Source organism: Alsobacter soli, assembly GCF_003004785.1.
Lineage (GTDB): Bacteria > Pseudomonadota > Alphaproteobacteria > Rhizobiales > Beijerinckiaceae > Alsobacter > Alsobacter soli.
The window spans coordinates 55,077-81,071 of the sequence record NZ_PVZS01000013.1 but is presented as its reverse complement, the minus strand read 5'-3'; the positions used below and the strand labels follow the sequence as shown (position 1 = coordinate 81,071).

General features: G+C 67.6%; 24 protein-coding genes. 20 read left to right on the top strand and 4 right to left on the bottom strand.

Annotated elements, in window-relative coordinates; translation table 11 throughout:
- The first annotated feature begins 81 nt into the window (after nt 1-81).
- The 3 genes from gloA (at nt 82) to SLNSH_RS13460 (ending at nt 2,620) form a co-directional block, all read left to right on the top strand.
- On the top strand, nt 82-522 hold the full coding sequence (gloA, locus tag SLNSH_RS13470) for a lactoylglutathione lyase (protein WP_106337524.1): 441 nt from the start codon (nt 82-84) through the stop codon (nt 520-522).
- A 139-nt stretch (nt 523-661) separates the two neighbouring features.
- Complete coding sequence (locus SLNSH_RS13465; protein ID WP_106337523.1) at nt 662-1,690, top strand: aldose epimerase family protein; 1,029 nt, start codon at nt 662-664, stop codon at nt 1,688-1,690.
- A gap of 54 nt (nt 1,691-1,744) precedes the next feature.
- Nucleotides 1,745-2,620: a PfkB family carbohydrate kinase gene (locus SLNSH_RS13460; RefSeq protein ID WP_245422338.1), complete on the top strand. Its 876-nt coding sequence runs from the start codon at nt 1,745-1,747 to the stop codon at nt 2,618-2,620.
- Between the two features lie 4 nt (nt 2,621-2,624).
- Here the strand turns inward: SLNSH_RS13460 and SLNSH_RS13455 are convergent, their stop codons facing one another.
- Nucleotides 2,625-3,365: a GntR family transcriptional regulator gene (locus tag SLNSH_RS13455; RefSeq protein ID WP_106337521.1), complete on the bottom strand. Its 741-nt coding sequence runs from the start codon at nt 3,363-3,365 to the stop codon at nt 2,625-2,627.
- A 443-nt stretch (nt 3,366-3,808) separates the two neighbouring features.
- Between SLNSH_RS13455 and uraH the strand changes: the two genes are divergently transcribed.
- From uraH to uraD, 8 genes are read left to right on the top strand one after another with little or no spacing between them, the layout of a single operon-like run.
- The gene (gene uraH / locus SLNSH_RS13450; protein WP_106337589.1) at nt 3,809-4,150 is read left to right on the top strand and encodes a hydroxyisourate hydrolase; all 342 of its coding nucleotides are present in this window, start codon (nt 3,809-3,811) and stop codon (nt 4,148-4,150) included.
- Between the two features lie 2 nt (nt 4,151-4,152).
- Nucleotides 4,153-5,634: a xanthine dehydrogenase small subunit gene (gene xdhA, locus SLNSH_RS13445; RefSeq protein WP_106337520.1), complete on the top strand. Its 1,482-nt coding sequence runs from the start codon at nt 4,153-4,155 to the stop codon at nt 5,632-5,634.
- Nucleotides 5,621-7,945, top strand: a complete 2,325-nt coding sequence (gene xdhB / locus SLNSH_RS13440) for a xanthine dehydrogenase molybdopterin binding subunit (RefSeq protein WP_106337519.1) — start codon at nt 5,621-5,623, stop codon at nt 7,943-7,945. The genes xdhA and xdhB overlap by 14 nt, the downstream gene beginning before the upstream one ends.
- 52 nt (nt 7,946-7,997) lie before the next feature.
- Complete coding sequence (xdhC, locus tag SLNSH_RS13435) at nt 7,998-8,996, top strand: xanthine dehydrogenase accessory protein XdhC (protein ID WP_106337518.1); 999 nt, start codon at nt 7,998-8,000, stop codon at nt 8,994-8,996.
- Entirely contained in the window at nt 8,996-9,469 is a 474-nt protein-coding gene (locus tag SLNSH_RS13430; protein WP_106337517.1) for a nucleoside deaminase, read from the top strand. The genes xdhC and SLNSH_RS13430 overlap by 1 nt, the downstream gene beginning before the upstream one ends.
- A 24-nt stretch (nt 9,470-9,493) precedes the next feature.
- Complete coding sequence (locus tag SLNSH_RS13425) at nt 9,494-9,973, top strand: nucleoside deaminase (protein ID WP_106337516.1); 480 nt, start codon at nt 9,494-9,496, stop codon at nt 9,971-9,973.
- 26 nt (nt 9,974-9,999) lie between these two features.
- On the top strand, nt 10,000-11,181 hold the full coding sequence (locus tag SLNSH_RS13420) for a urate hydroxylase PuuD (RefSeq protein WP_106337515.1): 1,182 nt from the start codon (nt 10,000-10,002) through the stop codon (nt 11,179-11,181).
- A gap of 7 nt (nt 11,182-11,188) precedes the next feature.
- The gene (gene uraD, locus SLNSH_RS13415) at nt 11,189-11,704 is read left to right on the top strand and encodes a 2-oxo-4-hydroxy-4-carboxy-5-ureidoimidazoline decarboxylase (RefSeq protein ID WP_106337514.1); all 516 of its coding nucleotides are present in this window, start codon (nt 11,189-11,191) and stop codon (nt 11,702-11,704) included.
- 34 nt (nt 11,705-11,738) lie between these two features.
- Here the strand turns inward: uraD and iolG are convergent, their stop codons facing one another.
- Nucleotides 11,739-12,728, bottom strand: coding sequence for an inositol 2-dehydrogenase (iolG, locus tag SLNSH_RS13410; protein ID WP_106337513.1), 990 nt, complete (start codon nt 12,726-12,728; stop codon nt 11,739-11,741).
- A 167-nt stretch (nt 12,729-12,895) separates the two neighbouring features.
- Here iolG and SLNSH_RS13405 point away from each other — a divergent pair, with 167 nt between their 5' ends.
- The 7 genes from SLNSH_RS13405 (at nt 12,896) to otnK (ending at nt 21,321) form a co-directional block, all read left to right on the top strand.
- Nucleotides 12,896-13,720, top strand: coding sequence for an SDR family oxidoreductase (locus SLNSH_RS13405; protein WP_106337512.1), 825 nt, complete (start codon nt 12,896-12,898; stop codon nt 13,718-13,720).
- A gap of 10 nt (nt 13,721-13,730) precedes the next feature.
- Nucleotides 13,731-15,656, top strand: coding sequence for a bifunctional 5-dehydro-2-deoxygluconokinase/5-dehydro-2-deoxyphosphogluconate aldolase (locus tag SLNSH_RS13400; protein ID WP_106337511.1), 1,926 nt, complete (start codon nt 13,731-13,733; stop codon nt 15,654-15,656).
- Nucleotides 15,653-17,506: a 3D-(3,5/4)-trihydroxycyclohexane-1,2-dione acylhydrolase (decyclizing) gene (gene iolD / locus SLNSH_RS13395; protein ID WP_106337510.1), complete on the top strand. Its 1,854-nt coding sequence runs from the start codon at nt 15,653-15,655 to the stop codon at nt 17,504-17,506. The genes SLNSH_RS13400 and iolD overlap by 4 nt, the downstream gene beginning before the upstream one ends.
- 87 nt (nt 17,507-17,593) lie before the next feature.
- On the top strand, nt 17,594-18,493 hold the full coding sequence (gene iolE, locus SLNSH_RS13390; RefSeq protein ID WP_106337509.1) for a myo-inosose-2 dehydratase: 900 nt from the start codon (nt 17,594-17,596) through the stop codon (nt 18,491-18,493).
- Nucleotides 18,494-18,521: 28 nt separating this feature from the next.
- Complete coding sequence (gene iolB / locus SLNSH_RS13385) at nt 18,522-19,322, top strand: 5-deoxy-glucuronate isomerase (RefSeq protein WP_106337508.1); 801 nt, start codon at nt 18,522-18,524, stop codon at nt 19,320-19,322.
- A gap of 4 nt (nt 19,323-19,326) precedes the next feature.
- Nucleotides 19,327-19,968, top strand: coding sequence for a 3-oxo-tetronate 4-phosphate decarboxylase (otnC, locus tag SLNSH_RS13380; RefSeq protein WP_106337507.1), 642 nt, complete (start codon nt 19,327-19,329; stop codon nt 19,966-19,968).
- Nucleotides 19,969-20,055: 87 nt separating this feature from the next.
- The gene (gene otnK, locus SLNSH_RS13375) at nt 20,056-21,321 is read left to right on the top strand and encodes a 3-oxo-tetronate kinase (RefSeq protein ID WP_106337506.1); all 1,266 of its coding nucleotides are present in this window, start codon (nt 20,056-20,058) and stop codon (nt 21,319-21,321) included.
- A 123-nt stretch (nt 21,322-21,444) separates the two neighbouring features.
- Here otnK and SLNSH_RS13370 read toward each other — a convergent pair whose 3' ends face one another.
- The gene (locus tag SLNSH_RS13370) at nt 21,445-22,374 is read right to left on the bottom strand and encodes an SMP-30/gluconolactonase/LRE family protein (RefSeq protein WP_425352997.1); all 930 of its coding nucleotides are present in this window, start codon (nt 22,372-22,374) and stop codon (nt 21,445-21,447) included.
- 34 nt (nt 22,375-22,408) lie between these two features.
- Nucleotides 22,409-23,176 carry an SDR family NAD(P)-dependent oxidoreductase gene (locus tag SLNSH_RS13365; RefSeq protein WP_106337505.1) on the bottom strand — a complete coding sequence of 256 codons (768 nt, stop codon included), beginning with the start codon at nt 23,174-23,176 and terminating at the stop codon, nt 22,409-22,411.
- 209 nt (nt 23,177-23,385) lie between these two features.
- On the opposite strand from SLNSH_RS13365, the gene SLNSH_RS13355 reads away from it, so the two are divergent.
- Entirely contained in the window at nt 23,386-24,891 is a 1,506-nt protein-coding gene (locus SLNSH_RS13355; protein ID WP_106337503.1) for an ABC transporter substrate-binding protein, read from the top strand.
- Between the two features lie 67 nt (nt 24,892-24,958).
- The gene (locus SLNSH_RS13350) at nt 24,959-25,906 is read left to right on the top strand and encodes an ABC transporter permease (RefSeq protein ID WP_106337502.1); all 948 of its coding nucleotides are present in this window, start codon (nt 24,959-24,961) and stop codon (nt 25,904-25,906) included.
- The last annotated feature ends 89 nt before the right edge of the window (nt 25,907-25,995 follow it).

The window sequence follows — 25,995 nt, the reverse complement described above, 5'->3', positions numbered from 1 at the left end:
CGGGGCCGCCATGCATGGGCGGGCCTACCCCGGCCCAAGACGAGGCCCCATGATCCCGGGGAATCGAGCCAGGAGGAACCCATGGAATACCTGCACACGATGGTGCGCGTCGGCGACCTGGACAAGGCGCTGGACTTCTACTGCAACAAGTTCGGCCTAGTGGAAGTTCGCCGGATGGAGAACGAGAAGGGCCGCTACACCCTCGTGTTCCTGGCGGCGCGGGACGATGTCGAACGGGCCAAGGAAACCAAGGCGCCCCTCCTGGAGCTCACCTACAATTGGGACGAGAAGGACTATGCGGGCGGCCGCAATTTCGGCCATCTCGCCTATCGCGTGGACGACATCTACGAGACCTGCGACCGGCTCATGAAGGCTGGCGTCACCATCAACAGGCCGCCCCGCGACGGCTACATGGCGTTCATTCGCTCCCCGGACGGCATCTCGATCGAAATCCTCCAGAAGGGCGAACCCAAGCTCCCGGCCGAGCCTTGGTCCTCCATGCCGAATACGGGGACGTGGTAGCGGTTTCCCGAAGCCGTCATTGCGAGCGCAGCGAAGCAATCCAGGGCGCCGCAAGGCAGGGCTCTGGATGGGTTGGTCGCTGCGCTCCTCGCAATCACGGGCGAACGACCACGGACAATAATTCATGAGCGGAGGGTGCATGAGCGTCAGGGAGTTCGGCCGGTTGGGCGAGGAGCCGATCCAGGAAATCACCATCCGGTCCAAGGCGGGCGCGGAGGCGCAAGTGATCACCTGGGGCGCCGTGGTGCGCGACTTCCACGTCCCGCTGCCTGGGGGTGGCCGTCAGCGGGTGGTGCTCGGCTTCGAGGATCTTGACGCCTACGTGAAGCATTCGCCCCACATGGGCGCGATCGCCGGCCGCTACGCCAACCGGATCGCCGAGGGCCGCTTCACCCTCGATGGAAAGACCTATCAGCTCGAGCGCAACCAGAACGGCCGCCACGCCCTCCATGGCGGTTCGGCCGGCTTCGGCAAACGCCCATGGCGCCTCGCCGCCCGTGACGACAACTCCGTGACGCTGACGCTGGTCTCGCCGGACGGCGATGGCGGGTATCCGGGCCAAGTCACGGTGACATGCCGGTACATCCTGCTGGAGCCTGCGACCCTGCGCGTGGAACTCAGCGCTACGACTGACGCGCCCACCATCATCAATCTCGCCCAGCACACCTACTGGACGCTCGACGGCGCGCCGTCGGTGCTCGATCACGAACTGCAACTCGCGGCCGATTTCTACACGCCGGTGGACGAGGAGCAGATCGCGACGGGCGAGGTGCTCGCCGTAGCCGGTACCCCCTTCGACTTCCGGCGCGCCCGCGCTCTGCGCCAGTCTGGACCGGACGGCGCGCCGTTCAAGCTCGACCACAATTTTGTGCTGACGTCACATCGGCCGGACGCCGCCTCGGCCCTGCGGAAGGCCGCGACGCTTCGTTCGCCGCGTTCCGGACTTACGCTCGAACTCCACACAACCGAGCCCGGCGTCCAGGTCTATGACGGCTGGAAGATCAGCCTGCCGGTGACTGGCCTGGGCGACCAGCGCTATGGAGCGAACGCGGGGCTCTGCCTGGAAAGCCAGGTATGGCCGGGCAGCCCCAACCACCAGCATTTCCCGAACCCGACGCTGCGCCCCGGACAGGTGTATCGCCAGGTGTCGGAATATCGCATCGGCTAGGCCCGGCTCACCGTGCAGGAGCGAACAGGGGCCCCGCGGCGGGGCGTTCTATGCGTGGGCATCGCCACGCTGGACCACGTCTTCGCGGTCGACGCGATGCCGCGGACCGCAGAGAAACATCGCGCGCATGACCTGGCGACGGTGGGCGGCGGCATCGCGGCGAATGCGGCCGTCGCCGTCGCCCGGCTCGGCGGCCGATCGGTGCTGGCCACGCGGCTGGGAGATGACCCGACGGGCGACGCCATTATCGCCGCCCTGGAGCGGGACGGCGTGGACTGTTCCCTGGCCTTCCGCGGCGCTGGCCTGCGCTCTCCTCTATCGGCCGTCATCGTGGACGCCGCAGGCGAGCGCCTGGTGCTGAGCTACTCCGATCCTCGCATGCCCGCCGCCTTGGACGTGATCCCATCCAAACTGCCCATCGGGATGCAGGCCGTGATGGCCGACACGCGCTGGGAGGAGGGCGCCCTGGCCGCATTCGCGGCGGCGCGCGCCTCTGGCGGTCACGGAGTCCTGGACGCGGACCGCGCGCCGAAGGCAAAACGGCTTCTGAACGCGGCGACCCACGTCGCGTTCGCCGCCCAGGCACTTCGCGAGATGACGGGCCGCCACGATCTGCAGACCGGCCTCGCCGAGCTCGCGCGTAGCGCGTCGAACTGGCTCGCCGTCACAGACGGCCCCCGGGGCGTATACTTCAGCGAGAACGGCGCGATCGTCCATGAGCCGGCCATTCCGGTCAGGGCCGTCGACACCCTGGGCGCTGGCGACGTCTTCCATGGCGCGCTGGCCTTGGCGCTGGCGGAGGGGATGCCCGAGCGTCGCGCCGTGCGCTTCGCAGCGGCCGCAGCAGCCCTCAAGTGCACCCGCTTCGGTGGGCGCGAAGGCGCGCCCTCCCGCCCCGAGGTGGAGGCGATGCTGGCGACGGCGCCGTGACGGGCTATTTCAGGTCCGTGGCGTAGTGGAATTCGTCCGTCAGGCAATGCGCCACGCGCCATTCCACCACGGACCCGTCCAGCCCATAGGCGACCCGGTCGATGAGCAGCGCGGGAGTACCAGGATCGCTGTCAAGGAGCAGCGCCTCTTCTTCAGGCAAGCCGATGGCTTTGAGGCGCTCGTGGGCCCGCGCCACCGTGACCCCATATCGATGGGCATAGAGCCCATAGAGGTTGTTGGGTGACTTCGCGCCGTCCAGGCCCGGGAACATGGAAGCGAGCAGGATGATGCGCTCGGCGATCACGCCTCGCCCGCTAAGCGAACGCACCCTGTGGATCCGGAACACGTCGACGCCCTCAGTCACGCTGAACACACGGGCCTCCTCGGGCTGAGCGGGGCCCGTGCGAAGGGAGACCAGCCGGCTCTCAGGAAAGGTGGGCTCCCCCGTGTCCGGCGCCAGCCGGAAGAACTGGAACAGGATCCGCGATTCGTCGTGCTCCGCCACGAACGTGCCGCTCCCTTGCCGTCTCACCACGAGGTTGTCCGCGGCCAGCGAGTCCAGCGCCTTGCGAACCGTGCCCTGGCTGACGCCGAGTTCGGCGGCCAACTCGAACTCGCTGGGAAGCGCGTCCCCCGGAGCCCAAACGCCCTTCACGAGCCTGCCCACGAGCGTGTTGCGCACCTGCGCGTAAAGCGGTGCGCCACTGGCGCGCGTCGGAATGGTGCTTTTCGGAGAGTCGGACATCGCCAAGAGGCATCCCAAGGGTCGGTTCAGTCCTGCTGCAGAGGACTTGTTGATTTGAGCAAGCCTTCGCGAAGGAACGATGGCTGCATTGCGATTCGGGCCCCAGCGGCGCTGTGCGCTCACGACGATCTTCGTCACAGGCTAACCAGGCCGGCGATTTTCAGGCGGGGCGTCGGTGGGGCGGCATGTGCGGTCGATATAGGGTCGCGTCAACCGGATAACGAGAGGACGGCAAGCGTGCATTTATCCCGGTCGATAAAGCCGTAAAATGATTAATATCAAGATAGCTTGTTGCGGAAGTTGCGATCCGGGAGCGGCAGTCCCGAACTCGCACGATGTCTCGGGCGCGAAGGCCGGGGCCGCCATCTCGCAATCGAGTTCGCCTTGGAAAACATCCCCGTCGGGGCTTTCGTAAATCATGGCGTTTGCTCCATCATGAGCTCATGAAGCTGACGACCCACGTCCTCGACACCGCTGCCGGGCGTCCTGCCTGCGGCATTCGCGTGGTTCTCAGGCGCCTGAGGGACGGGGCTGTTCTCGCTGACGCGGCCACGAACCACGACGGGCGCCTCGACCAGGCGCTCCTGTCCGCCGACCGGGCGGAGCCGGGCCCCTACGAACTCGCGTTCCATGTCGGTGACTATTACCGCTCGCAGGGGGTGAGCCTGCCTGATCCCCCGTTCCTCGACGTGGTGCCCATCCGCTTCGGCGCAGCCGAAAACGCGCACTACCACGTGCCTCTGCTCGTTTCCCCCTACGGTTACTCCACCTATCGAGGCAGCTGAGCATGGCGCGAAAGGGCATCCGCTTCCTTCGACGTGGCCGAGTGGTCGAGGTAGCGGATTTCGCGCCGCGGACCACGCTGCTCGACTGGCTTAGGATCGACCAGCGCGCGACGGGAACCAAGGAGGGATGCGCGGAAGGCGACTGCGGGGCCTGCACGGTGGTGCTCGGGCGAGAGCGGGAGGGCCGCCTCGTCTACGAGCCGGTTAACGCCTGCATCATGCTGCTCGGGCAGATGGACGGCGCCGAACTGATTACGGTGGAGGATCTGGCGCAGGCGGGCGCGTTGCACCCCGTCCAGGCCGCCCTTGTGGCGCGCCACGGCTCGCAGTGCGGCTTCTGCACGCCGGGCATCGTGATGAGCCTGTTCGCCTTGTACCAGGAGGGGGGCAGGCCGGTCACCCGTGAGACGGTGTGCGACGCTCTCGCCGGCAACTTGTGCCGCTGCACCGGGTATCGGCCCATCATCGACGCCGCGCTTGACGTGTGCGCAGAGCCCCCGGCCGACGCCTTTGAATCCCGCAACGAGGCCACACTGGCCGCGCTCCGGCGCCTTGACGATGGGGAGGACGTCTTCGTTGGCGAGGGCCACGCGTTCTTCGCCGCGCCCGCCAACGAGGAGACTCTCGCGAAGCTGCTCTCGGACCATCCTGAAGCCACGCTGCTCGCCGGCGCCACCGATGTCGGCCTGTGGGTCACCAAGGGCCTGGCGCCCTTGCGGAAGTTCATCTCGCTTGGACGCGTCAAGGGACTGGAGGAAATCCACGACAGCCCCGAGGTGCTGGCGCTGGGCGCCATGTCGACCCACGCCCGCGCCATGGGACCTCTCGCCGGAATCGATCCCGACCTTGGCGAGCTCATGCGTCGGTTCGGCTCCGCCCAGGTGCGCGCGTCGGGCACCGTGGGAGGAAACATCGCGAACGGATCTCCCATCGGCGACCTCGCGCCGGCGCTGATCACCCTGGGCGCCATCCTCGAACTGCGCCAGGGCAATGACCGGCGCACGCTGCCCATCGAGAACTTCTTCCTCGGCTACCGCAAGCAGGATCGTCGCCGCGGCGAGTTCCTGCGCAGCGTTCTCATCCCCAAGCCCGGGCCCAACGACCACATCCGCATCTTCAAGGTGACGAAGCGCTTCGACGAGGACATCTCGGCCGTCATGATGGCCATGCGACTGACCATCAAGGACGGTCGCATCGTTACGGCCCGCGTAGCCTTCGGGGGGATGGCCGCGATACCCAAGCGGGCGCTCGCGGTGGAGAAGGCGCTGCTGGAATCCCGCATCCAGGAAGGCACGGCCTGGGCCGCCGCAGGCGAAGCCCTCGGGCAGGACTTCACTCCCTTGGACGACCACCGCGCCTCGGCCGCCTATCGGCTGCAAGTTGGCAAGAACCTGATCGTCAAGGCGCTCGCAGAGATCGCCGGCGCGCCCTCGGACGCGACCCGGATCATCGGCCATCGGGAGGCGGCGCATGCGGCCGAATGACCATCCTGCCCCCGGCGGCGTGCAATTGCGACACGTAAGCCAGCCGCTTCCGCACGATTCCGCGGCTAAGCACGTCCAGGGCGCCGCCCCCTACATCGACGACCTTCCCGAGCCCGCCGGGACGTTGCACCTCGCCGTTGGCGGCTCGCCCATGGCGCGCGGACGCCTGATCGCGGTCGATCTCGAGAAGGTCCGGGCGGTTCCTGGCGTCGTGGCGGTCCTGACCGCGGCCGACGTGCCCGGCAAAAATGACATCTCGCCTGCCTTCGGGGACGAGCCCCTGTTCGCCCATGGCCATGTCATGTTCCACGGCCAGCCGGTCTTCGCGGTTGCCGCCGAGACCCGCGACGCGGCCCGCAGGGCCGCCCGGCTCGGCGCCATCACGGTCGTGCAGGAGAAGCCGGCTGTCACCGTGGAGGACGCCGAGAAGCGCGGCGACACGGTGCTGCCTGACTACGCCTTCATTCGCGGCGACGCTTCGGCGGCCATAGACGCGGCCCCGAACCAGATCGCGGGTCAGTTCCGCATCGGCGGCCAGGAGCATTTCTACCTGGAAGGACAGGTGGCGCTCGCCATCCCGGGCGAGGACGGCGCGATGCACGTCCATACCTCGACCCAGCACCCGACGGAGGTGCAGCATGTCTGCGCCCGCATACTGGGGCTTCCGGACGCCATGGTCACCGCGGAGGTGCGCCGCATGGGCGGAGGCTTCGGCGGCAAGGAGAGCCAAGCCTCTCAATGGGCGGCCATGGCGGCCCTCGCCGCCCGCGTGACCGGCCGGCCCTGCAAGATCCGGCTCGACCGCGACGACGACATGGCGATGACCGGCAAGCGCCACGACTTCCGGGTGGACTACGCCGTCGGGTTCGACGACGAGGGCCGCATCCAGGGCGTCGAGATGGCCTTCCTGGCGCGGTGTGGATGTTCGGCGGATCTCAGCCAGGGCGTGGTCGACCGCACCATGTTCCACGCCGACGCGTCCTACTTCCTGCCCGAACTCATCATCAGCAGCCGGCGGCTCAAGACCAACACCGTCTCCAACACCGCCTTCCGCGGCTTCGGCGGCCCGCAAGGCATGCTGGCGATGGAACGCATCATCGACGAGATCGCCTGTCGCCTCGGGCGCGATCCGCTCGATGTGCGCAAGGTCAACCACTATGGCCCCGAGCGGGACACCACACCCTACGGGATGACGGTGGAGGACCATGACGTCGGCGCGGCCATCCTGGAGCAGCTTGAACGCAGTTCGAACTACAGGGAGCGGCGAGAGGCCATTGCGGGCTTCAATGCTTCTTCGCCCATCCTGCGCAAGGGAATCGCGCTCACACCGGTGAAGTTCGGGATCTCGTTCACGCTGACCCAGCTGAACCAGGCCGGCGCGCTGGTGCACGTCTACTCCGACGGGTCCGTTCAGCTGAACCACGGCGGCACGGAAATGGGGCAGGGGCTCTACCAGAAGGTCGCCCAGGTCGTCGCCGAGGAGTTCGGCGTCGGCATGGACCGGGTGCGCGTCACCGCGACGACGACCGACAAGGTCCCCAACACTTCGCCCACGGCGGCCTCGTCCGGCTCGGACCTCAACGGCATGGCCGCGCGCATGGCCGCTCGCCAGATTCGCGACCGGCTCGCCATCCTGGCCGGCGAACACTTCGGCGTGCCGGCGAAAGAGGTGGTTTTCCGAGACGACCACGCCTTCGCTGGCAACGAGAGCCTCCCCTTCGCTGAACTCGCCCGCCGCGCCCATGCCGCCCGGATCCACCTCTCGGCGGCCGGCCACTACAAGACGCCCAAGCTTCACTGGGATCGTCAGAAGGGCGTGGGACGACCCTTCTTCTATTTCGCCTATGGCGCAGCCTGCGCCGAGGTGGTGATCGACACCCTCACGGGCGAGAACCGCGTGCTGCGCGTCGACATTCTTCATGACGTCGGCCGCTCGCTGAACCCGGCCATCGACATCGGGCAGATCGAGGGCGGCTTCGTCCAGGGGATGGGGTGGCTCACCACGGAAGAACTGGTCTACGACAAGGACGGACGGCTGCGGACCCACGCGCCCTCGACCTACAAGATCCCGGTGGCTTCCGACGTGCCGGCCGACTTCCGAGTCACGCTGTTCGACGGTGAGAACCGCGAAGAGACCGTCTACCGCTCAAAGGCCGTCGGCGAGCCGCCCTTGATGCTGGCCAACGCCGTATTCTGCGCCATCGCTGACGCCGTGCAGTCCATCGCGCCCGGTCGCCCGGTCCCGCTCGACGCGCCGGCCACGCCGGAAGCGATCCTGAAAGCCATTCAAGGGATTGTGGCGGCTGGTTGAATCGTTTCCGCAGCCGCTTGAAAGACCCCGCTGAGCCGCGGCAGGATCGCGCATGACCCCCGTATGGAGCCGATTGCTGGAGACCATAGACGCCCAGGGCGCCGGCGCCTTGGTGAGCGTCGTCTCGGTGCAAGGATCGGCGCCGCGCGAGCCCGGCGCCCGCATGATCATCCGTCCCGACGGAGGCTTTTGGGGCACCGTCGGCGGCGGTCAGCTCGAATGGCGTCTGCTCGCGGAGGCGCGTGACGCCCTGGAGGCGGGCAGGGGCCCGGCTCGGGTGCAGGATTGGCCGCTCGGCCCGGACCTCGGCCAATGCTGCGGGGGGCGGGTCACAACCTGGATCGAGACGTTCGACGCCCGGGACCGTCGGGAAATCGAGACCTGGGCCGACCTCGAGCGCCGTGGGAGGCACGAGATCTTGGCCATCCGCCAGGCCGACGGGCGGCTGGCCAGGACGCTCGCCGTCTCCTCCGCATCATCCCGCCCAGGCTTGGAAGAGGCCGTTCGGGAGCGTTTCGGCGACGATCGATCGCCCGTTGTCCTGTTCGGCGCTGGCCATGTCGGGCGCGCCCTCGCGCTGGCGCTCGCGCCCCTGCCGTTTCGGCTGCAATGGTTCGACCCGCGCCCGGATGCCTTCCCCGCCCTCGTTCCCGCCAACGCGACCGCGTCCGTGCTCACCGACCCGGTTCAGGCAATCGGCGCCGCCCCGGCGGGCGCCTCCGTCATGGTCATGACTCATTCCCACCCGCTGGATCTTGCCGTGACCGCCGCGGCTCTGGGCCGATTCGACCTGGGGCCAGTGGGCCTGATCGGCTCCGCCACCAAGCGCGCACGCTTCCTCGCTCGCCTGCGCCAGGCTGGCGTTTCGGAGTTCGCGCTCGCTCGCCTCCATTGCCCGATCGGGATCCCCGGGGTGAGCGGCAAGGAGCCGGCGGTCATCGCCGCCTCCGCCGCGGCGCAGCTTTTGCAATGGCGGGAGGCGGGGCAGGCCGCCCGCTCAACGACGAGCGCGGAGCCTGCGGGCCCGCGCCGAGTATCGGGGGACCGTTGATGAGCTTCGACTCCAAGGATCGTGGCTTTCTCAAGCGCGCCGTGGATATCGCCTTCGAGCACATGCGCTCCGGGGAAGGCCGTCCATTCGGGGCGGTTCTGGTGCTGAACGGCAAGCCCCTCGCCGAGGGCTGGAATTCCGTCTTCGCCTCCAAGGATCCCACCGCTCACGCCGAACTGATGGCCATCCGCCGCGCCTGCAAGGTTCTTGGCCATGGCGATCTCAGCGGCTCCGTGCTCTACGCCTCTGGAGAGCCGTGCCCCATGTGCCTGGGCGCCATGTTTCTGGCCGGCGTGTCCCGCTGCTACTACGCCACCACCCGCCAGGAGGCGTCCCGGATCGGCGCGCAGACCGAGGCGATCTACGCCGAGTACCTGAAGGAAAATCCGGAAGAGCGCGCCATCCCCTGCATCCATGCACCCATGGCCGAGGCCAGCGCCGCCTTCGACGAGTGGCTGGCCAAGGCCGATTGAACATTTCCCGCCCCAGGACGCCCGATGACCACCCAAGACGACCTTCTTCACCTGGCCCGAGCCGTCGCGCTGTCGCGCGAGCGCATGGAGGCCAACCTGGGTGGGCCGTTCGGGGCCGTCATCGTGCGCGAAGGCCGAGTGCTCGGCGAGGGCTGGAACGAGGTGACGTCCTCCAACGACCCCACCGCCCACGCTGAAGTGACGGCCATCCGCAAGGCGTGCGGAGCCCTTGGCGATTTCAGTCTCGCGGGCGCCACGCTCTATACGAGTTGCGAGCCCTGTCCCATGTGCCTCGCCTCGGCCTACTGGGCGCGCATCTCGCGCATCGTCTACGCCAATACCCGGGACGAGGCGGCTGCGATCGGCTTCGACGACGCTTTCATCTATGACGAGATGCCGAAGCCGCCCGGCGAGCGCGCCATTCCGATGGATCACGTGCCTACGCCCGAGGCGGCGGCGGCCTTTGCGGCCTGGATGGCGAAGCCGGACAAGATCGAATACTGACGGCTGGAAGCGGAAGGCAGGGCCACATGGGCGCGTTCGCGGCCGACTGGATCAACCTGGGTCTGAGGTGGTTCCACCTCGTGGTGGGCATCGCCTGGATCGGCGCGAGCTTCCATTTCATCTGGCTCGACTTCAGCCTGCGGGCACGCGAGCGGATGAACGAGGGCGTTTATGGCACGTCGTGGATGGTCCACGGCGGCGGCTTCTACCACGTCGAGAAATACCTGGTCGCGCCCGCAAACCTGCCGCCGGACCTGCATTGGTTCAAATGGGAGGCCTACCTTACATTCCTTTCCGGTTTCGGCTTGCTGATTGTCCAGTACTACTGGAACGCGAGCGCGTTTCTTGTCGACCCGGCGGTGCTGGCCATGACGGGCCCGGAGGCGGTCATCATCTCCGTGCTCAGCCTGGCGGCCGGTTGGTTCGTCTACGACGCCCTGTGCCGTTCGCCCATCGGCGACAAGACCGGACTGCTGGCGCTCTGCGTCTTCGCCATGATCGTCGGCGCGGCCATCCTGTTCACGCACGTATTCTCGGGCCGCGGGGCCTTCATCCACGTCGGCGCGATGGTCGGGACCATCATGGCGGCAAACGTTTTTCGGGTGATCATCCCCAACCAGAAGATCATCACGGCCGACCTGCTCGCCGGCCGCGCGCCCGATCCTCGCTATGGCAAGATCGGCAAGCAGCGCTCGTTGCACAACAACTACCTGACGCTGCCCGTCCTCCTGTTTATGGTGTCGAACCACTACGCGTTTCTCTATGCGCACCCGCAGTCCTGGTTGGTGGTGGCCTTTATCGTGCTGGCTGGCGGCATGGTCCGCCACTTCCTGAACCGGGTGGACGCAGGCGCGGATCCGAAGTCGGTCGCCTGGGCGCTTCCGGCAGCGGCGGTCGCCCTCATCGCCGCGATCATCTGGACCGCGCCGCGCGGAGCGGCCCACGGAGCGGCCGTGTCGGACGCGGATGTCCTGAAGATCACGCAGACGCACTGCGTGATGTGCCACGCGCCCAAACCCAGCCATGAGGCGTTCAAGGGAGGGGAGCCGCCCAAGGGCGTGATGCTGGACACGGTGGAGAACATCCGCCGTCACGCGGCCCAGGTGAACGCCCAGGCGGTGCAGGGCCGCGCCATGCCGCTCGGCAACGAAACGCATATGACCGACGAGGAGCGCGCCCGCTTGGGGACCTGGATTGCGCAGCAGTGAGGACGCGATGACGGGGCTGCCGCTCACCCAGGTCAACGAACTCTCGCATGACGACTTCCTGCGCGCCTTCGCGGGAATCGCCGAGGACGCGCCCTGGGTGGCCGAGCGAGCCGACGCGCAGCGCCCGTTCGCGGACCGGCCTTCGATGGTGAACGCCTTCCAGCGCGTCATCGTGGCCGCAAGCGAAGCCGAGCAGACCGCCCTCTTGCGTGCGCACCCCGATCTCGCCGGCCGCGCCGCGGTTGCGGGAGAACTCACGTCTGAGAGCACGGCGGAGCAGGCCGGCGCCGGCCTCGGTTCGCTCACCCAGGCGGAATTCGCCCGTTTCACCGCGCTGAACGAGGCCTACAAGGCCCGTTTCGGCATCCCCTTTATTTTGGCCGTAAAGGGGGCCGACAAGCACCAGATCCTGGCGAGCTTCGAAGCCCGTTTGCACGGCGCGCTGCTGGAGGAGCGCCTCACGGCGCTCGCCCAGGTGCTGCGGATCGTGCGCTTCAGGCTGGAGGAGAAGGTCGCGGGGTGATCTCAAGCATCGGACGAGATCCGGCGCCGGGAAATTACCCGAGCCGGACCGGGCGTCCAGTCTGCGCCGATTCTGTCGCCGCGTCGGCCAGCAGCTGCGCCCGCAGCCCGTCCTCGCCGGACGGATTGGGCGCTTGCCCCTCCGTGACCGCCGTCACGAAGGCGTCCAGCTCGAGGCGGTAAGCGGCCGCATAGCGTTCCAGGAAGAAGTTTTGCACCGGGTCTGCACGGAATCCCGCGGCTGTCGCAGCCTCCACCGTGGTCTCGTGCACGTTGCCGGCGCGGATCATGCCCTTGGAGCCGTGCACCTCGATGCGTTGGTCGTAACCATAGGCCGCCCGGCGGGAATTCGAGATCTGGGCGATCTTTCCTGACGCGGTTTTCAGGATGACGGCCGCCGTGTCGACGTCCCCGGCCTCGCCAATCGCCCTGTCCACCAGCGCGGACCCGACCGCGTAGACCTCCACCGGCGCCTCTCCGAGGAGAAACGCCGCCATGTCGAGGTCGTGGATCATCATGTCCCGGAACAGTCCGCCGGACCGCTTGACGTAGTCCACCGGGGGCGGCGCGGGGTCGCGCGAGATCACCGTCACGATCTCGATGGCGCCGACCTCGCCTTCGTCGAGCCGTCGCTTTAGGGCCGCGAAGTTCGGATCGAACCGCCGGTTGAAGCCGATCATCAGGGGCGTCCCGGCCTGCTCCACGACCTGCAGGCATGCGCGGATGCGGTCAGCGGCGAGGTCGACGGGCTTCTCGCAGAATACGGCCTTGCCTGCCTGGGCGGCGCGCTCGATCAGGTCCGCGTGCATGTCGGTGGGCGTGCAGATCAACACGGCGTCGATGTTCTCGTCGGCGAGGATGCCGTCGATCGTTCCCACCGTGGCGTTGGTCGCCGCCGCGACCACCTGGCTCGCCTCGAGCGAAGCGTCAGCGACGGAGACCAGTTGCGCCTTGGCGTGCGATGCCACGTTGCCGCCGTGGATGCGGCCGATGCGACCGGCGCCGAGCAAACCTACGCGCAGCATGGTTGTATCCTCCGCTGAAACACGTTGTGGGCTGCGCCTGCCGCAGCCGTGAAGCGCGCGCCAGAATACATATTCCGAATTGACGCGCTATTCGAATTTCCGTTTCATCGCGCCAAAGCAGCCGCCCAGGGCTGCGCCGTCCGGATGCCGGACAGGAGGAGGAAGCGATGCCCGAAGCCCCCCGTTCCACCCGCCTTGCGGGCAAGGTCGTCGTGGTCACGGGAGGGACGCAAGGCCTGGGTGAATCGATCGCACGTCATGTTGCGGCGGCTGGCGCAGCCGGAGTGGTGATCACGGGCCGCAATGCCGACCGGGGCCGCCGTGTGGCGGATTCGCTGGCCGGGGAGGGCTGCAAGGCCGTTTTCGTCCAGGCCGACCTGGCGGATCAGGAGCAGGTCGCGCGCATCATTCCTGCCGCGGAGGAGGCGTTCGGCCGACTGGACATCCTCGTGAACGCGGCCGGCGACACGGACCGTGGCACGATCTTCGATACGTCCCCCACGCTCTACGACCGGATCATGGACGTGAACGTGAAGGCGCCGTTTTTCCTGATCCAGGCCGCCGCCACGCTGATGCGGCGGCAGGGCGTCGCGGGCTCCATCGTCAACATCCAGTCCATGTCGGCCCACGGGGGCCAGCCCTTCATCAGCGCCTACTCTGTTTCCAAGGGCGCTCTTGCCACTCTCACCAAGAACGCCGCATTTTCGCTCATGCCCTGGCGCATCCGGGTGAACGGATTGAACATCGGCTGGATGTCCACGCCCGGCGAGGACGCCATCATGCGCAAATATCACGGCGCCCAGGACGGCTGGCTGGAGAAAGCGTCGGCCGAGCAGCCCTTCGGTCGCCTCGTGGATCCCGATGAGGTGGCCCGCGCCACGGTGTTCCTGGCTTCAGATGAATCCGGCCTGATGACCGGGGCCAATATCGACCTCGACCAGTCGGTCCTGGGCTGCTGGGAAAGCGCCCCTCAACCGAAGCGCCCGGCGTGAGGGCAGGGGGATGACTGAACCCACGCTCGACGTCATCACCATCGGTCGTTCGTCTGTGGACCTCTACGGGCAGCAGGTCGGCGGCCGCTTGGAGGACATGGGGAATTTCGTCAAGGCGGTCGGGGGCAGCCCAACCAACATGGCCATCGGAGCCGCGCGACTGGGCCTCAAGCCCGGCCTCATCACGCGCGTCGGCGACGAGCACATGGGGCGCTTCCTGCGCGAGCAGTTGGAGCGAGAGGGCGTCGACGTCCGGGGCGTCCACACCGATCCCGAGCGCCTCACCGCCCTGGTGCTGCTGGGAGTCCGGGACGACAAGAGCTTCCCGCTGATCTTCTATCGCACCGACTGCGCGGATAGCGCGCTGGACGAGAGCGACATCGACGAAGCCTACATCGCGTCGGCCAAGGCGATCGTGGTCACGGGCACGCACTTCGCCAAGCCCAACACGGACGCCGCCCAGCGCAAGGCGATGCGGCTGGCCCGTGCGCACGGCCGCAAGGTGGCCTTCGACATCGACTACCGCCCCAACCTATGGGGCCTGGCCGGACATGGCGCCGGCGAGGAACGCTACATCCGTTCCGACCAGGTGACGGCGCATCTGCAGCAAATCCTGCCTGGCTGCGACCTGATCGTCGGGACCGAGGAGGAACTGCACATCGCCGGCGGCACGACGGACACCCTGGACGCGATCCGCGCCATCCGGAGATTGTCGGCCGCTGTTATCGTCTGCAAACGCGGCCCGATGGGCTGCGTCGTGTTCCCTGGAGACATCCCCGGAGACATCGAGCAGGGGATCAAGGGCCCGGGCTTCCCGGTCGAGGTCTACAACGTGCTCGGCGCTGGCGACGGGTTCATCGCCGGGTTCCTGCGCGGCTGGTTGACGGACCAGCCGCTCGAGACCACCTGCGCGTGGGCCAACGCCTGCGGCGCCTTCGCCGTCTCTCGCCTGATGTGCTCGTCGGAATACCCGACATGGCCAGAACTGCAGCATTTCCTCCAGCACGGCTCGCCGCACCGTGCGCTGCGCAGGGACGAGGCGCTGAACCAGGTCCACTGGGCCACCACCCGGCGGCCCCGGCCGGACCGCCTCATGGCCTTCGCCATCGACCACCGCGCGCAGTTGGAGGAGATCGCGGACGCGGTGGGCGCGGCCCGGTCCCGCCTGGAGGCGTTCAAGGGTCTCGCCGTGAAGGCTGCTGCCCAGGTAGCCGGAGGCCGGCCCGGCTTCGGCATGCTGCTGGACGGCGCCTATGGGCGGGAAGCCCTGTTCCGCGTCGTCGACCATGACTTCTGGGTGGCCCGCCCCCTCGAACGGCCAGGCTCGCGACCGCTTCGCCTCGAGGTGGAGGGCCACGCATCGCTCGGGGCGACTCTGGCCGAGTGGCCGGTCACCCATACCGCCAAGGTGCTCTGCTTCTACCACCCGGATGATCAAGACGCGCTCAAGCGTGACCAGGAGCGCGAGCTGCGCCGCGTCTTCGACGCTTGCCGCAGCGTTGGCCGCGAATTGCTGGTCGAGATCATCGCATCCCGCAACGGGGCGCTTGGCGACGACACGACGGCCGCGGTGATGGGCCGGCTCTACGATCTCGGCATCAAGCCCGACTGGTGGAAGCTGGAGCCGCAGCCCAGCGCCGCGGCCTGGGACGCCATCGCCACTGTGATCGACGACAACGACCCGCTCTGCCGCGGCGTGGTGCTCCTGGGGTTGGAAGCTCCGGAATCCGCGCTGGCCGAGGCCTTCTCGCTCGCCGCGTCCTGCCCGCGCGTGAAGGGCTTCGCGGTGGGCCGCACCATATTCGCCGAGCCAGCTCGCGAATGGCTCGCGGGGCGCATCGACGATGCGACCGCAGTGTCCCGAATGGCCGACAACTTCAGCCGCCTGGTCGCCGCCTGGGAGCGCGCGGCGGGCGCGGGAGGAAACGCCCTATGAGCAAGACCATTCGCCTCACCATGGCGCAGGCGCTCGTGCGCGCCATGGCGGCCCAGAAAACCGAGGTCGGCGGCAGGACGGTCCCGCTGTTTGGCGGAGTCTGGGCCATCTTCGGACACGGCAATGTCGCCGGCATGGGCGAGGCGCTTTACGGAGTCGGGGAAACGCTGCCCACATATCGCGCTCACAATGAGCAGGCCATGGCGCATGCGGCAGTCGCCTTCGCCAAGGCGTCCCGGCGCCGGCGCATGATGGCCTGCACGACCTCCATCGGCCCGGGCGCGACCAACATGGTGACGGCCGCCGCCGTGGCGCATGTGAACCGGCTGCCGGTGCTGCTGCTCCCTGGCGACGTCTTCGCCACGCGGCAACCCGACCCCGTGCTCCAGCAAATCGAGGACTTCGGCGACGGCACGGTCTCGGCCAACGACTGCTTCCGCCCGGTCTCGCGCTACTTCGATCGCATCGGTCGGCCCGAGCAACTCATCCCGGCCTTCGCCCGCGCCATGCAGGTGCTCACCGACCCGGCCGAGTGCGGCCCCGTCACCCTCGCGCTGTGCCAGGACACGCAGACTGAGGCTTACGACTATCCGGAAGCCTTCTTCGCCGAGCGCATCTGGAGGCCTCGTCGCGCCCGGCCGGACGACCGCGAACTCGCGGCGGCAGTCGCTCTCCTCGCAGGGGCCCGCAAGCCGCTCGTCATTGCCGGCGGCGGCGTGCTCTACAGCGAGACCGAGGAACGGCTGAAGGTATTCTGCGAGGCCCACGGTTATCCGCTGGTCGAGACACAGGCCGGCAAGAGCAGCCTTCCTGACGAGCATCCCCTCAACATGGGTGCGGTCGGCGTAACCGGCACGGGCGCGGCCAATGCGCTCGCCCAGGAAGCCGACGTGATCCTTGCCGTCGGAACGCGCCTCCAGGATTTCACCACGGGATCCTGGAGCCTTTTTTCAAACCCGGATCGCCGCATCATCGGCCTCAACGCGCAAGCCTTCGACGCCAGCAAGCACGGGGCGCTCTCGGTGGTGGCGGACGCCCGAGCCGGCCTGGAGGAACTCGACAAGGCCTTGGGGGCTGGAGCCGTGGCCCCAGCCGTCTGGCGCGAGCGCGCCAGCGCCGAGAAGGCGCGCTGGGCGGCGACCGCCGCGCTGTACACCGAGCCGAGCAATGCCGATCTGCCAAGCGACGCGCAGGTGATCGGCGCCGTTCAGCGCGCCGCCGAGCCGAGTGATGTGGTGGTTTGCGCCGCAGGAGGCTTGCCGGGCGAGTTGCACAAGCTCTGGCGCGCCGCCCAGCCGGGCGGCTACCACCTGGAATACGGCTATTCCTGCATGGGGTACGAGATAGCCGGTGGCCTCGGCGTGGCCCTGGCCTGCCCGGAGCGGCGCGTTACCGTTCTGGTAGGCGACGGTTCCTACCTCATGATGAACTCGGAGATCGCCTCCGCGGCCATGCTGGGGGTGAGCATGACAGTCGTGATTCTCGATAACCGCGGATTCGGCTGCATCAACCGCCTCCAGCGTGCGACGGGCGGCGAGAGCTTCAACAACCTGCTGCAGCACACGCGCCACGAGACGCTGCCTGACATCGACTTCGCCGCCCACGCCCGCTCGCTGGGCGCGCACGCTGAGAAGGTCGCGAGCCTAGCCGACCTCGAGGCTGCGCTTCGCGGCGCCCGCGGCCGCCCAGGCGTCACCGCCGTGGTGATCGACACGGACCCGCTCGCCTCGACTGATGCGGGTGGCTGGTGGTGGGAAGTAGCGGTGCCCGAGGTCTCCGACCGTGAGCAGGTCCGCGACGCCCGTCGGCGCTACGAGGAAGCGCTCGACCGGCGCGGAAGCCTGTCGTAGCCAGGCCCGCGGACCGCTGGTTCGTAGTCCGTCCTATCCATATGAGCGGGCCGGAGGGCCTGTTGTCCCAGTCTGCAGGAGATATCCATGCCCATCCGCATCGGCGCGAACCCCATCGGCTGGTCCAACGACGATCTCCAGGCGATCGGCGGCGCCACCCCGCTCGAGACCTGCCTCGCCGAGGCCCGTGAAGCCGGCTTCCAGGGCATGGAACTCGGCCACAAGTTCCCCCGCGACCCCAACGCCCTCAAGGCGGCGCTCGCGCCGTTCGCAATGGCCTGCATCTCGGGCTGGTACTCGGCCGAACTGCTCCGCCGCGACGCGGACGAGGAAATGCGCCATCTCCGCCCCCATCTCGACCTCCTGAAAGCGATGGGGTCTAACGTCCTCGTCTTCGCCGAGACGTCCAACGCTATTCACGGCGACCGCTCCAAGCCGTTGTCGAAGCGGCCCGTCATGGCCCCTGGCTCCTGGGCGGAGTTCGGCCGCCGAGTGACCCAGGTGGCCGAACGCACGCTCGCTGAAGGCGTGCGGCTCGTCTACCACCACCACATGGGGACGATCGTGGAGAGCGCAGCCGACATCGACGCCTTTATGGCGGCCACGGGCCCGGCGGCGCACTTGCTTCTCGACACCGGCCACGCGACCTGGGGCGGCGCCGATCCGGCCGAACTCGCCCGCAAGTACCAGGATCGCATCAGCCACGTGCACGCCAAGGACGTTCGCAAGCCCATCATGGAGAAGGCGCGCGTGCAGGACTGGAGTTTCCTCGACGCCGTGCTGGGCGAGGGAGCAGAACTCGGCGTCTACACTGTCCCGGGCGACGGCATGGTCGACTACGTCTCGGTGTTCAAGGCGCTGCCCGGCTATTCCGGCTGGGTCGTCGTCGAGGCCGAGCAGGATCCGGAGAAGGCCAACCCGCTCGACTACGCCAAGCGCGGCGTGGCGCACCTGAAGGCCGCGCTCAAAGAAGCCGGATTGAGCTAAGCTCGGCCGCCCTGTGGAGTCCCGTCCGATGCCGAACCTGCTTGTCCACCCCAGCGCTCCGGATGCGCAAGGCGCCGTCCATCGCATTTCGCCCGCCAGCGCCGGCTGGCGCTATGTTGGCTTCGACGTGTATCGGCTCAAGGCAGGCCAGGAGGTCGATCAGCCGACGGCTGGCGAGGAGGTGTGCCTCGTGCTGGTCTCGGGCAAGGCCCATGTCGGCGCAGGTGGCAAGGACTTCGGCGTCATCGGCGAGCGTATGAGCCCCTTCGAAGGTGCGCCCTGGTCGCTCTACGTTCCGGCGCAGTCCTCCTGGGCCGCCCAGGCCGAGACCGACTGTGAACTCGCTGTCTGCAAGGCGCCGGCGGAAGGCAGGCTGCACGCGCGCGTGATTGGGCCGGACGAGGTCGGCCTGGAGACGCGTGGCAAGGGCACGAACGTGCGCCACGTGCGCAACATTTTGCCGGACACGTCGGCCTATGCCGAAAGCCTGCTCGTGGTGGAGGTCATTACGCCCGGCGGTCACTGGTCGAGCTACCCGCCGCACAAGCACGACGTGGATGACTTCCCGCGCGAAACGTACCTGGAAGAGACCTATTACCATCGGCTTGCCCAGCCCGGCGGCTTCGCACTCCAGCGCGTCTACACGGACGACCGCTCTCTCGATGAAACAATGGCGGTATCGGACGGCGACGTCGTGCTGGTGCCTAGGGGCTACCACCCGGTTGGAGCCCCGCACGGGATTGATCTCTACTATCTGAACGTTATGGCTGGCCCGGTGCGCCAGTGGAAGTTCACCATGTCCCCCGAACTTTCGTTCCTGACCTGGTGAAACGATGTCCGACGAAAGCCGCCTCAGAGACGAAATCTGCCGGGTGGGGGCAAGCCTGTACGCCCGGGGGTACACGGTTGGCGCTGCGGGCAATATATCTGCCCGGCTGCCTGACGGGTTCCTGATCACCCCCACCGACGCCTGCCTGGGCGACCTCGACCCGGCCCGCTTGGCGAAGCTCGACGCCAATGGCGAGCAGGTCTCCGGCGACCGCGCCTCCAAGACGATCCGCCTGCATCGGGCGATCTATGGCGCGGATCCGGCGCTGCGGGCGGTGGTCCATACCCACTCCACCCACCTTGTGGCCCTGTCGCTCACGCCTGGGGTGGACCCGGCCAACATCCTGCCGCCGCTGACGCCATACCACGTCATGAAGGCCGGCCGCGTGCCCCTCATCCCGTATCGCCGGCCGGGAGACCCGGACGTGACCAGCCTCGTGGCGCCCCACGTCCCCCATGTCCGTGGAGTGGTGCTGGCCCGCATCGGCCCGACCTTTTGGCACGAGAGCGTCTTCGCCGCCTCCGCGGCGCTGGAAGAAGCGGAGGAGACGGCGAAGCTCGTCTTCCTCACGCGTAGCGCGCGCCTGCCGCCCTTGGACGATCGACAGATCCAGGAACTCCGGGACAGTTTCTCCGCCCGCTGGTGAATGATCTTCCCTTCCGAGCACGAACGGGAGAAGGTGGCCCCCGGCCGCCGAGCCTGACCTCGGCGCAAGGAAAAGGTGAGGAACGCCATGCTGCTCGGGGTGATCGCTGACGACCTGACCGGGGCCACCGATGTCGCCCTGATGCTCGCCCGGGAAGGCATGCGGGTGGTCCAGACCGTGGGTGTCCCCGCTGGGTCTGAGTCGCTGCCTGAGGCCGACGCCGTGGTCGTCTCCATGAAATCACGCACCAACCCGGCAGCCGAGGCTGTGGAATGGTCGCTCGCCGCCTGCGACGCGCTGCTTGGCGCCGGCGCGCGCCAGATCCTGTTCAAGTACTGCTCGACCTTCGATTCCACGGACGAGGGGAACATCGGCCCTGTGGCCGAAGCGTTGATGGAGCGCCTTGGCGTGCGCTGGACCGTGGCGTGCCCGGCCTTCCCGGCGAACGGCCGCTCCGTGTATCAGGGGCACCTCTTCGTCGGCGCGCAGCTTCTGTCAGACAGCCCCATGAAGGACCACCCGCTCACCCCGATGCGGGACTCCAATCTGGTCCGCGTTCTGCAGCGCCAGACGCAGGTGAAAGTAGGGCTCGTGCCGTTTGCGACGGTGGAGCAGGGGGCGGCCGCCACACGACGCGCCTTTGAAGCGCTCGCGGCCGACGCGCCCTGCATCGGCGTCGCTGACGCCATCACGGATGGCCACCTGCGCATTCTTGGCGAGGCTTTCGCGGGCGAAAAGTTGCTGACAGGCGGGTCCGGTATCGCGCTTGGCCTTCCGGATAATTTCCGCCGCGCCGGCCTTCTCGAACCGAAGGGCCCCCCGCGGCCCTTCCATGCGCCTGCCGGCAAGACGGCGATCTTGGCGGGCAGTTGCTCCGCCGCCACCCGCGGCCAGGTGGCTCACGCCATTCACGCCGGCGTCGAGAGCTTCGCGCTCGACCCGCTGGCCATCGCCGAGGGCCGCCTCACGCCCGACCATGTGCTGAACTGGGCCACGCCGCGGCTCGGGGCGCGTCCCATCCTCGTTTATTCCACCGCCGAACCGGAGTCGGTCCGTTCAGCACAGGACAAGTTGGGCCGCGACGCTGCCGGCGCGCTGGTCGAGCGTATGCTGGCGGAGGTCGCCCAGGGTCTCGTCTCAGCCGGTGTCACCCGCATGGTGGTGGCGGGCGGGGAGACCTCGGGCGCCGTGGTCGGCGCGCTCGGCGTCTCCATGCTGGAGATCGGCCCGGAAATCGACCCGGGCGTTCCGTGGACGCTCGCGGCCGATGGCGCGCATATCGCGCTGGCCCTGAAGTCCGGGAACTTCGGCGGTCCGGACTTCTTCACCAAGGCATTGGCGATGCTGGATTGATGTTGCCAGTCAGTTGCGCCAACAAGCGAAGCGACGACCCAGTCCAGGGGCGTTGGCCCCTCCGTCTGGGTCGCTTCGCTCGACAAGACAGAGAAGGAGCCGGACCATGCCGGCTCGTTCTTATCAGAACGTCTTAGCCCCGCGCACAAGCACGTAGTAGGCGTACAGCGAGGTCGTCCCGCAGATGTAGAGCCGGTTGCGCCTGAGCGCCCCGAAGCAGACGTTGGCCACGATCTCCGGCACGTGCACCTTGGCGATCATCGTCCCATCCGGGTGATAGACGTGCACCCCGTCCGCCGCGGACGTCCAGATTCGTCCATCTTCGTCACAGCGAAAACCGTCGAACAGCCCGGCGGTGCATTCCGCGAAGATCTCGCCACCCTTGAGCGTCTTGCCGTCGGACCCCACGTCGAACACCCGGATGTGCCGCGGCCCGTTCTCGAAGTGGCTGGCGCCCGTGTCGGCGATATAGAGCTTGCTTTCGTCGGGCGAGAAGGCCAGCCCGTTCGGCCGCTTGAAGTCGTCCGCCACGAGATCAACGGCGCCGGTTTGCGGGTCAATGCGGTAGACATTGCAGGCGCCGATCTCGCTCTCTGCCCGAGCGCCCTCGTAGTCCCAGTCGATGCCGTAGGCCGGATCGGTGAACCAGATGGACCCGTCCGACTTCACTACGACATCGTTGGGCGAATTCAGGCGCTTGCCCTGCCAGCGGTCCGCCAGCACCGTGATCGTGCCATCGTGCTCGGTCCGTGACACGCGGCGGCCAAGGTGCTCGCAGGAGACGAGCCGCCCCTGGCGATCGACCGTATGTCCGTTGGTGTTGTTGGACGGCTCGCGGAAGACGGAGACGCTGCCGTCCGTCTCATCGTATCGCATGATGCGGTTGTTCGGGATGTCCGACCACAAGAGATAGCGCCCGGCCGGGAAATAGGCCGGCCCCTCCGCCCACCGGCACCCCTGATAGAGCCTCTCGAGCTTGGCGGTCTTGTTGAACAGCCCCTTGCCGCGCGGCTCCAGCACCTCATAGGGCGGGTCCATGATCTCCTTCGGCATTGGTTTCTCTCCCTGATCTCTGATTTTGAAAAACTCAAACGGATGCGGTGAGTCCGCCGTCCACCATCAGCATGTGGCCGTTGACGAAGTCGGACGCGCTAGACGACAGGAAGATCGCGGCGCCGATCAATTCCTCCAGCTTGCCCCAGCGACCCGCAGGCGTGCGCCCGCACAGCCAGGCGCTGAATTCCGGGTTGTTGACCAGCGCGGCATTGAGCGGCGTGTCGAAGTAGCCCGGCCCGATCGCGTTCACCTGGATGTTGTGCTTGGCCCATTCGGCCGCGAGCCCGCGGGTCATCATCTTCACCGCTCCCTTGGTCGCCGTGTAGGGCACGATGGTCGGCCGCCCGAGTTCGCTCTGCACCGAGCCGATGTTGATGATCTTGCCGCGTCGCCGCTCAATCATGCGACGGCCGACCGAGCGCGCGGCGAAGAATGCGCTGTCCACGTTTGTGCGGAAAATGTCGCGCCAGGCTTCGTCGGGGAACTCCTCGGCAGGCGCGCGGTGCTGCTTGCCGGCATTGTTGATGAGAATGTCGACAGGACCGACTTCCTGTTCGATCCGGGCCACCGCGGCCTCGATCGCGTCGGGATCCGTCACGTCGAACACGCTGCCTGTGACGTTCAGCCCCTCGGCCGAGAGACTGTCGACCGCCTGGGCCAGCTTCGACGCGTCCCGGCCGTTGAGGATCACCCGGGCGCCGGCCCGGCCCAGTCCGCCGGCGAGCGCGTAGCCGATTCCCTGGCTGGAGCCGGTAATGAGGGCGACGCGACCTGTGAGGTCGAACAAGGAAAGGGACATGGAACGCTCCGGCAGACGCCGCTCGATCGCGGCCGGGCGCCACCGTAGGTCGAGGCTTTGGCGCGAGCAACGCCGCTTGCGCATGCGCGAGGCCCGTCACCGCGGCGCCTTCGGCGGCCTCGACGCCACGGAGGCGTTGCGGATAGCATGCGCGCGGAATTGCATGCCGCGCGACGAAAGCAGGTTGCGCGACAAGAGGGGGAATCTCGATGACGCTTAACCGCAGGCTGTTCCTGGCCGGCTCCGTCGCTTCGCTGTCCGCGGCGGGCGCCTTGGGCGGGGCCTCACGGGCTCTGGCGGCCGCGCGCAAGGACCTCAACATCGGCATCCGCCTCGAGCCGCCTCATCTGGATCCCACGGCGGGCGCCGCCGCCGCCATCGGCGAGATCGTCTACGCGAACGTGTTCGAGGGGCTGACGCGCATCGACCGGGACGGCGCGGTGAAGCCCGCCCTGGCCGAGAGCTGGACCATCTCCGACGATGGGAAGACCTACACTTTCAAGCTGCGGAGCGGCGTGACGTACCACGACGGCGCGCCTTTCGACGCGTCCGTGGCCAAGTTCAACCTGGACCGGGCTCGCGCCCCGGACAGCGTGAATCCCCAGAAGAGTCTGTTCGCGCCCATCGAAGCGGCCGAGGCTGTGGATCCCGCCACCCTGAAAGTGACCCTGAAGCAGCCAGCCGGCAATTTCCTCTTCGGCCTGGGGTGGCCAGCCGCCGTGATGCTGGCCCCGGCGACCGCGGCCGACGCGAAAACGAAGCCGGTCGGCACAGGACCATTCAAGTTTGCGAACTGGACCAAGGGAGCCAGCGTCGAGCTGGTCCGGGCCGAGAAATACTGGGGCTCTCCAGTCAAGCTGGACAAGGCCGCGTTCAAGGTGATCAGCGATCCCTCCGCTTCCTTCGCGGCCCTGATGGCTGGCGACGTGGATGCCTTTCCCATCTACCCGGCCCCGGAGAACCTCGATCAGTTCCGCGCGGATCCGCGGTTCAAGGTCGTGATCGGAAATACCGAGGGCAAGACCATCATGGCCCTCAACAACGGTCGCAAGCCATTCGACGACATCCGCGTCCGGCGCGCGCTCTGCCATGCCGTGGACCGCAAGACTGTCATCGACGGCGCCATGTTCGGCATCGCCAAGCCCATCGGCTCCCACTTCGCGCCGCAGGACGCGGGCTATGTCGACCTAACGGGCAAGTACCCATACGACCCGGCCAAGGCCAAGAGCCTTCTCAAGGAATCCGGCGTCCCGGAGGGGACAAAGTTGCGCCTCGTTCTGCCGCCGCCGGACTACGCTCGGCGCAGTGGGCAGATTATCGCCGCCCAGCTCAAGGCCGTAGGATTGGATGTCGAACTCGTGCCCATGGAATGGGCCCAATGGCTGTCGGATGTGTTCAAGGGCAAGAACTTCGACATGACGATCATCTCGCATGTCGAGCCGCTCGACCTCGATATCTATGCCCGCGACGACTACTACTTTGATTACAAGAGCCAAGCCTACAAGGCGATCTACGCCGAGCTCACGGCCACCACGGACCAGGCCAAGCGGATCGAGCTGTACAAGAAGGCGCAGGAGCAGATCGCCGAAGACGCCGTGAACGTGTTCCTCTTCATGCTGCCCAAGAGCGGCGTGTGGAGCGCCGACCTGCAGGGCCTTTGGGAGAACGCGCCCATTCCGGTCAACGACCTGACAGAGGTGAGCTGGAAGGCGTGATCCCGGGGTCCCCCTTGCGCTTTAGGGTTGCCGCGCGCCGGCCGCTTATGGGGCGTACGGGCCAGCCATGCTGACTTTCGCCCTGCGCCGTCTCCTCGCTCTCGCGCTCACGCTGGCCGTGGCGTCTGCGGTGGTGTTCGTGGTCATGGAAGTGCTGCCGGGCGATCCCGCCCAGGTGATGCTCGGCACGGAAGCGAGACCGGACACGCTGGCCGCCCTGCGCGAGAAGCTCGGGTTGAACCAGCCTGCGCCCGAGCGATACCTGGCATGGGTGACGGGACTGGTCCGCGGCGACCTCGGCATGAGCTACACCTACGCCACTCCGGTGACCGAGCTTGTCCGAGACCGCCTCGCCGTCAGCCTGCCCCTGGCCCTGATGGCGCTTGCGCTCACGACCGCGATCGCGATCCCGCTCGGCGCTTGGGCGGCGGCCCGGCGCAACAGCGTCGTGGACCTCGGGATCATGGGCGCCACCCAGGTCGGCGTCGCCGTTCCGAACTTCTGGTTCGCGATGTTGCTGGCCCTTCTGTTCGCCATCACTCTGCGGTGGCTTCCCGCTGGCGGCTTCCCGGGCTGGTCGGGCGGCTTATGGAGCGGCGTCCGGGCGCTGATCCTGCCGGCGGTGGCCCTGGCGCTGCCGCAGGCGTCCATCCTCGCCCGTGTTATGCGGTCCTCCCTGCTCGACACGCTCTCGGATGACTATGTCCGCACGGCCCGCGCCAAGGGGCTCACTGAAGGCCAGGCCCTGCGCAGGCATGCCTTGCGCAACGCTCTCATCCCCGTGCTCACCATCATGGGTCTCCAGTTTTCATTCCTTCTGGCTGGCACGGTGATCATCGAGAACGTGTTCTACCTGCCCGGCCTGGGCCGCCTCGTCTTCCAGGCCATCAACCAACGCGATCTCGCGGTCGTGAAGAGTGTGGTCATGCTGCTCGTCGCCAGCGTGATCATCGTGAATTTCATCGTGGACCTGACCTATGCGGCGGTGGACCCGCGGCTTCGGAGACGGGCTTGAGCGCTGGCTCCGAACCGCTCTCGATTTCGCCTGGCGATTGCTGGGCAAGCCGAGCATTCCGCCATCCGAGCTTCCTGGCCGGGGCCGCC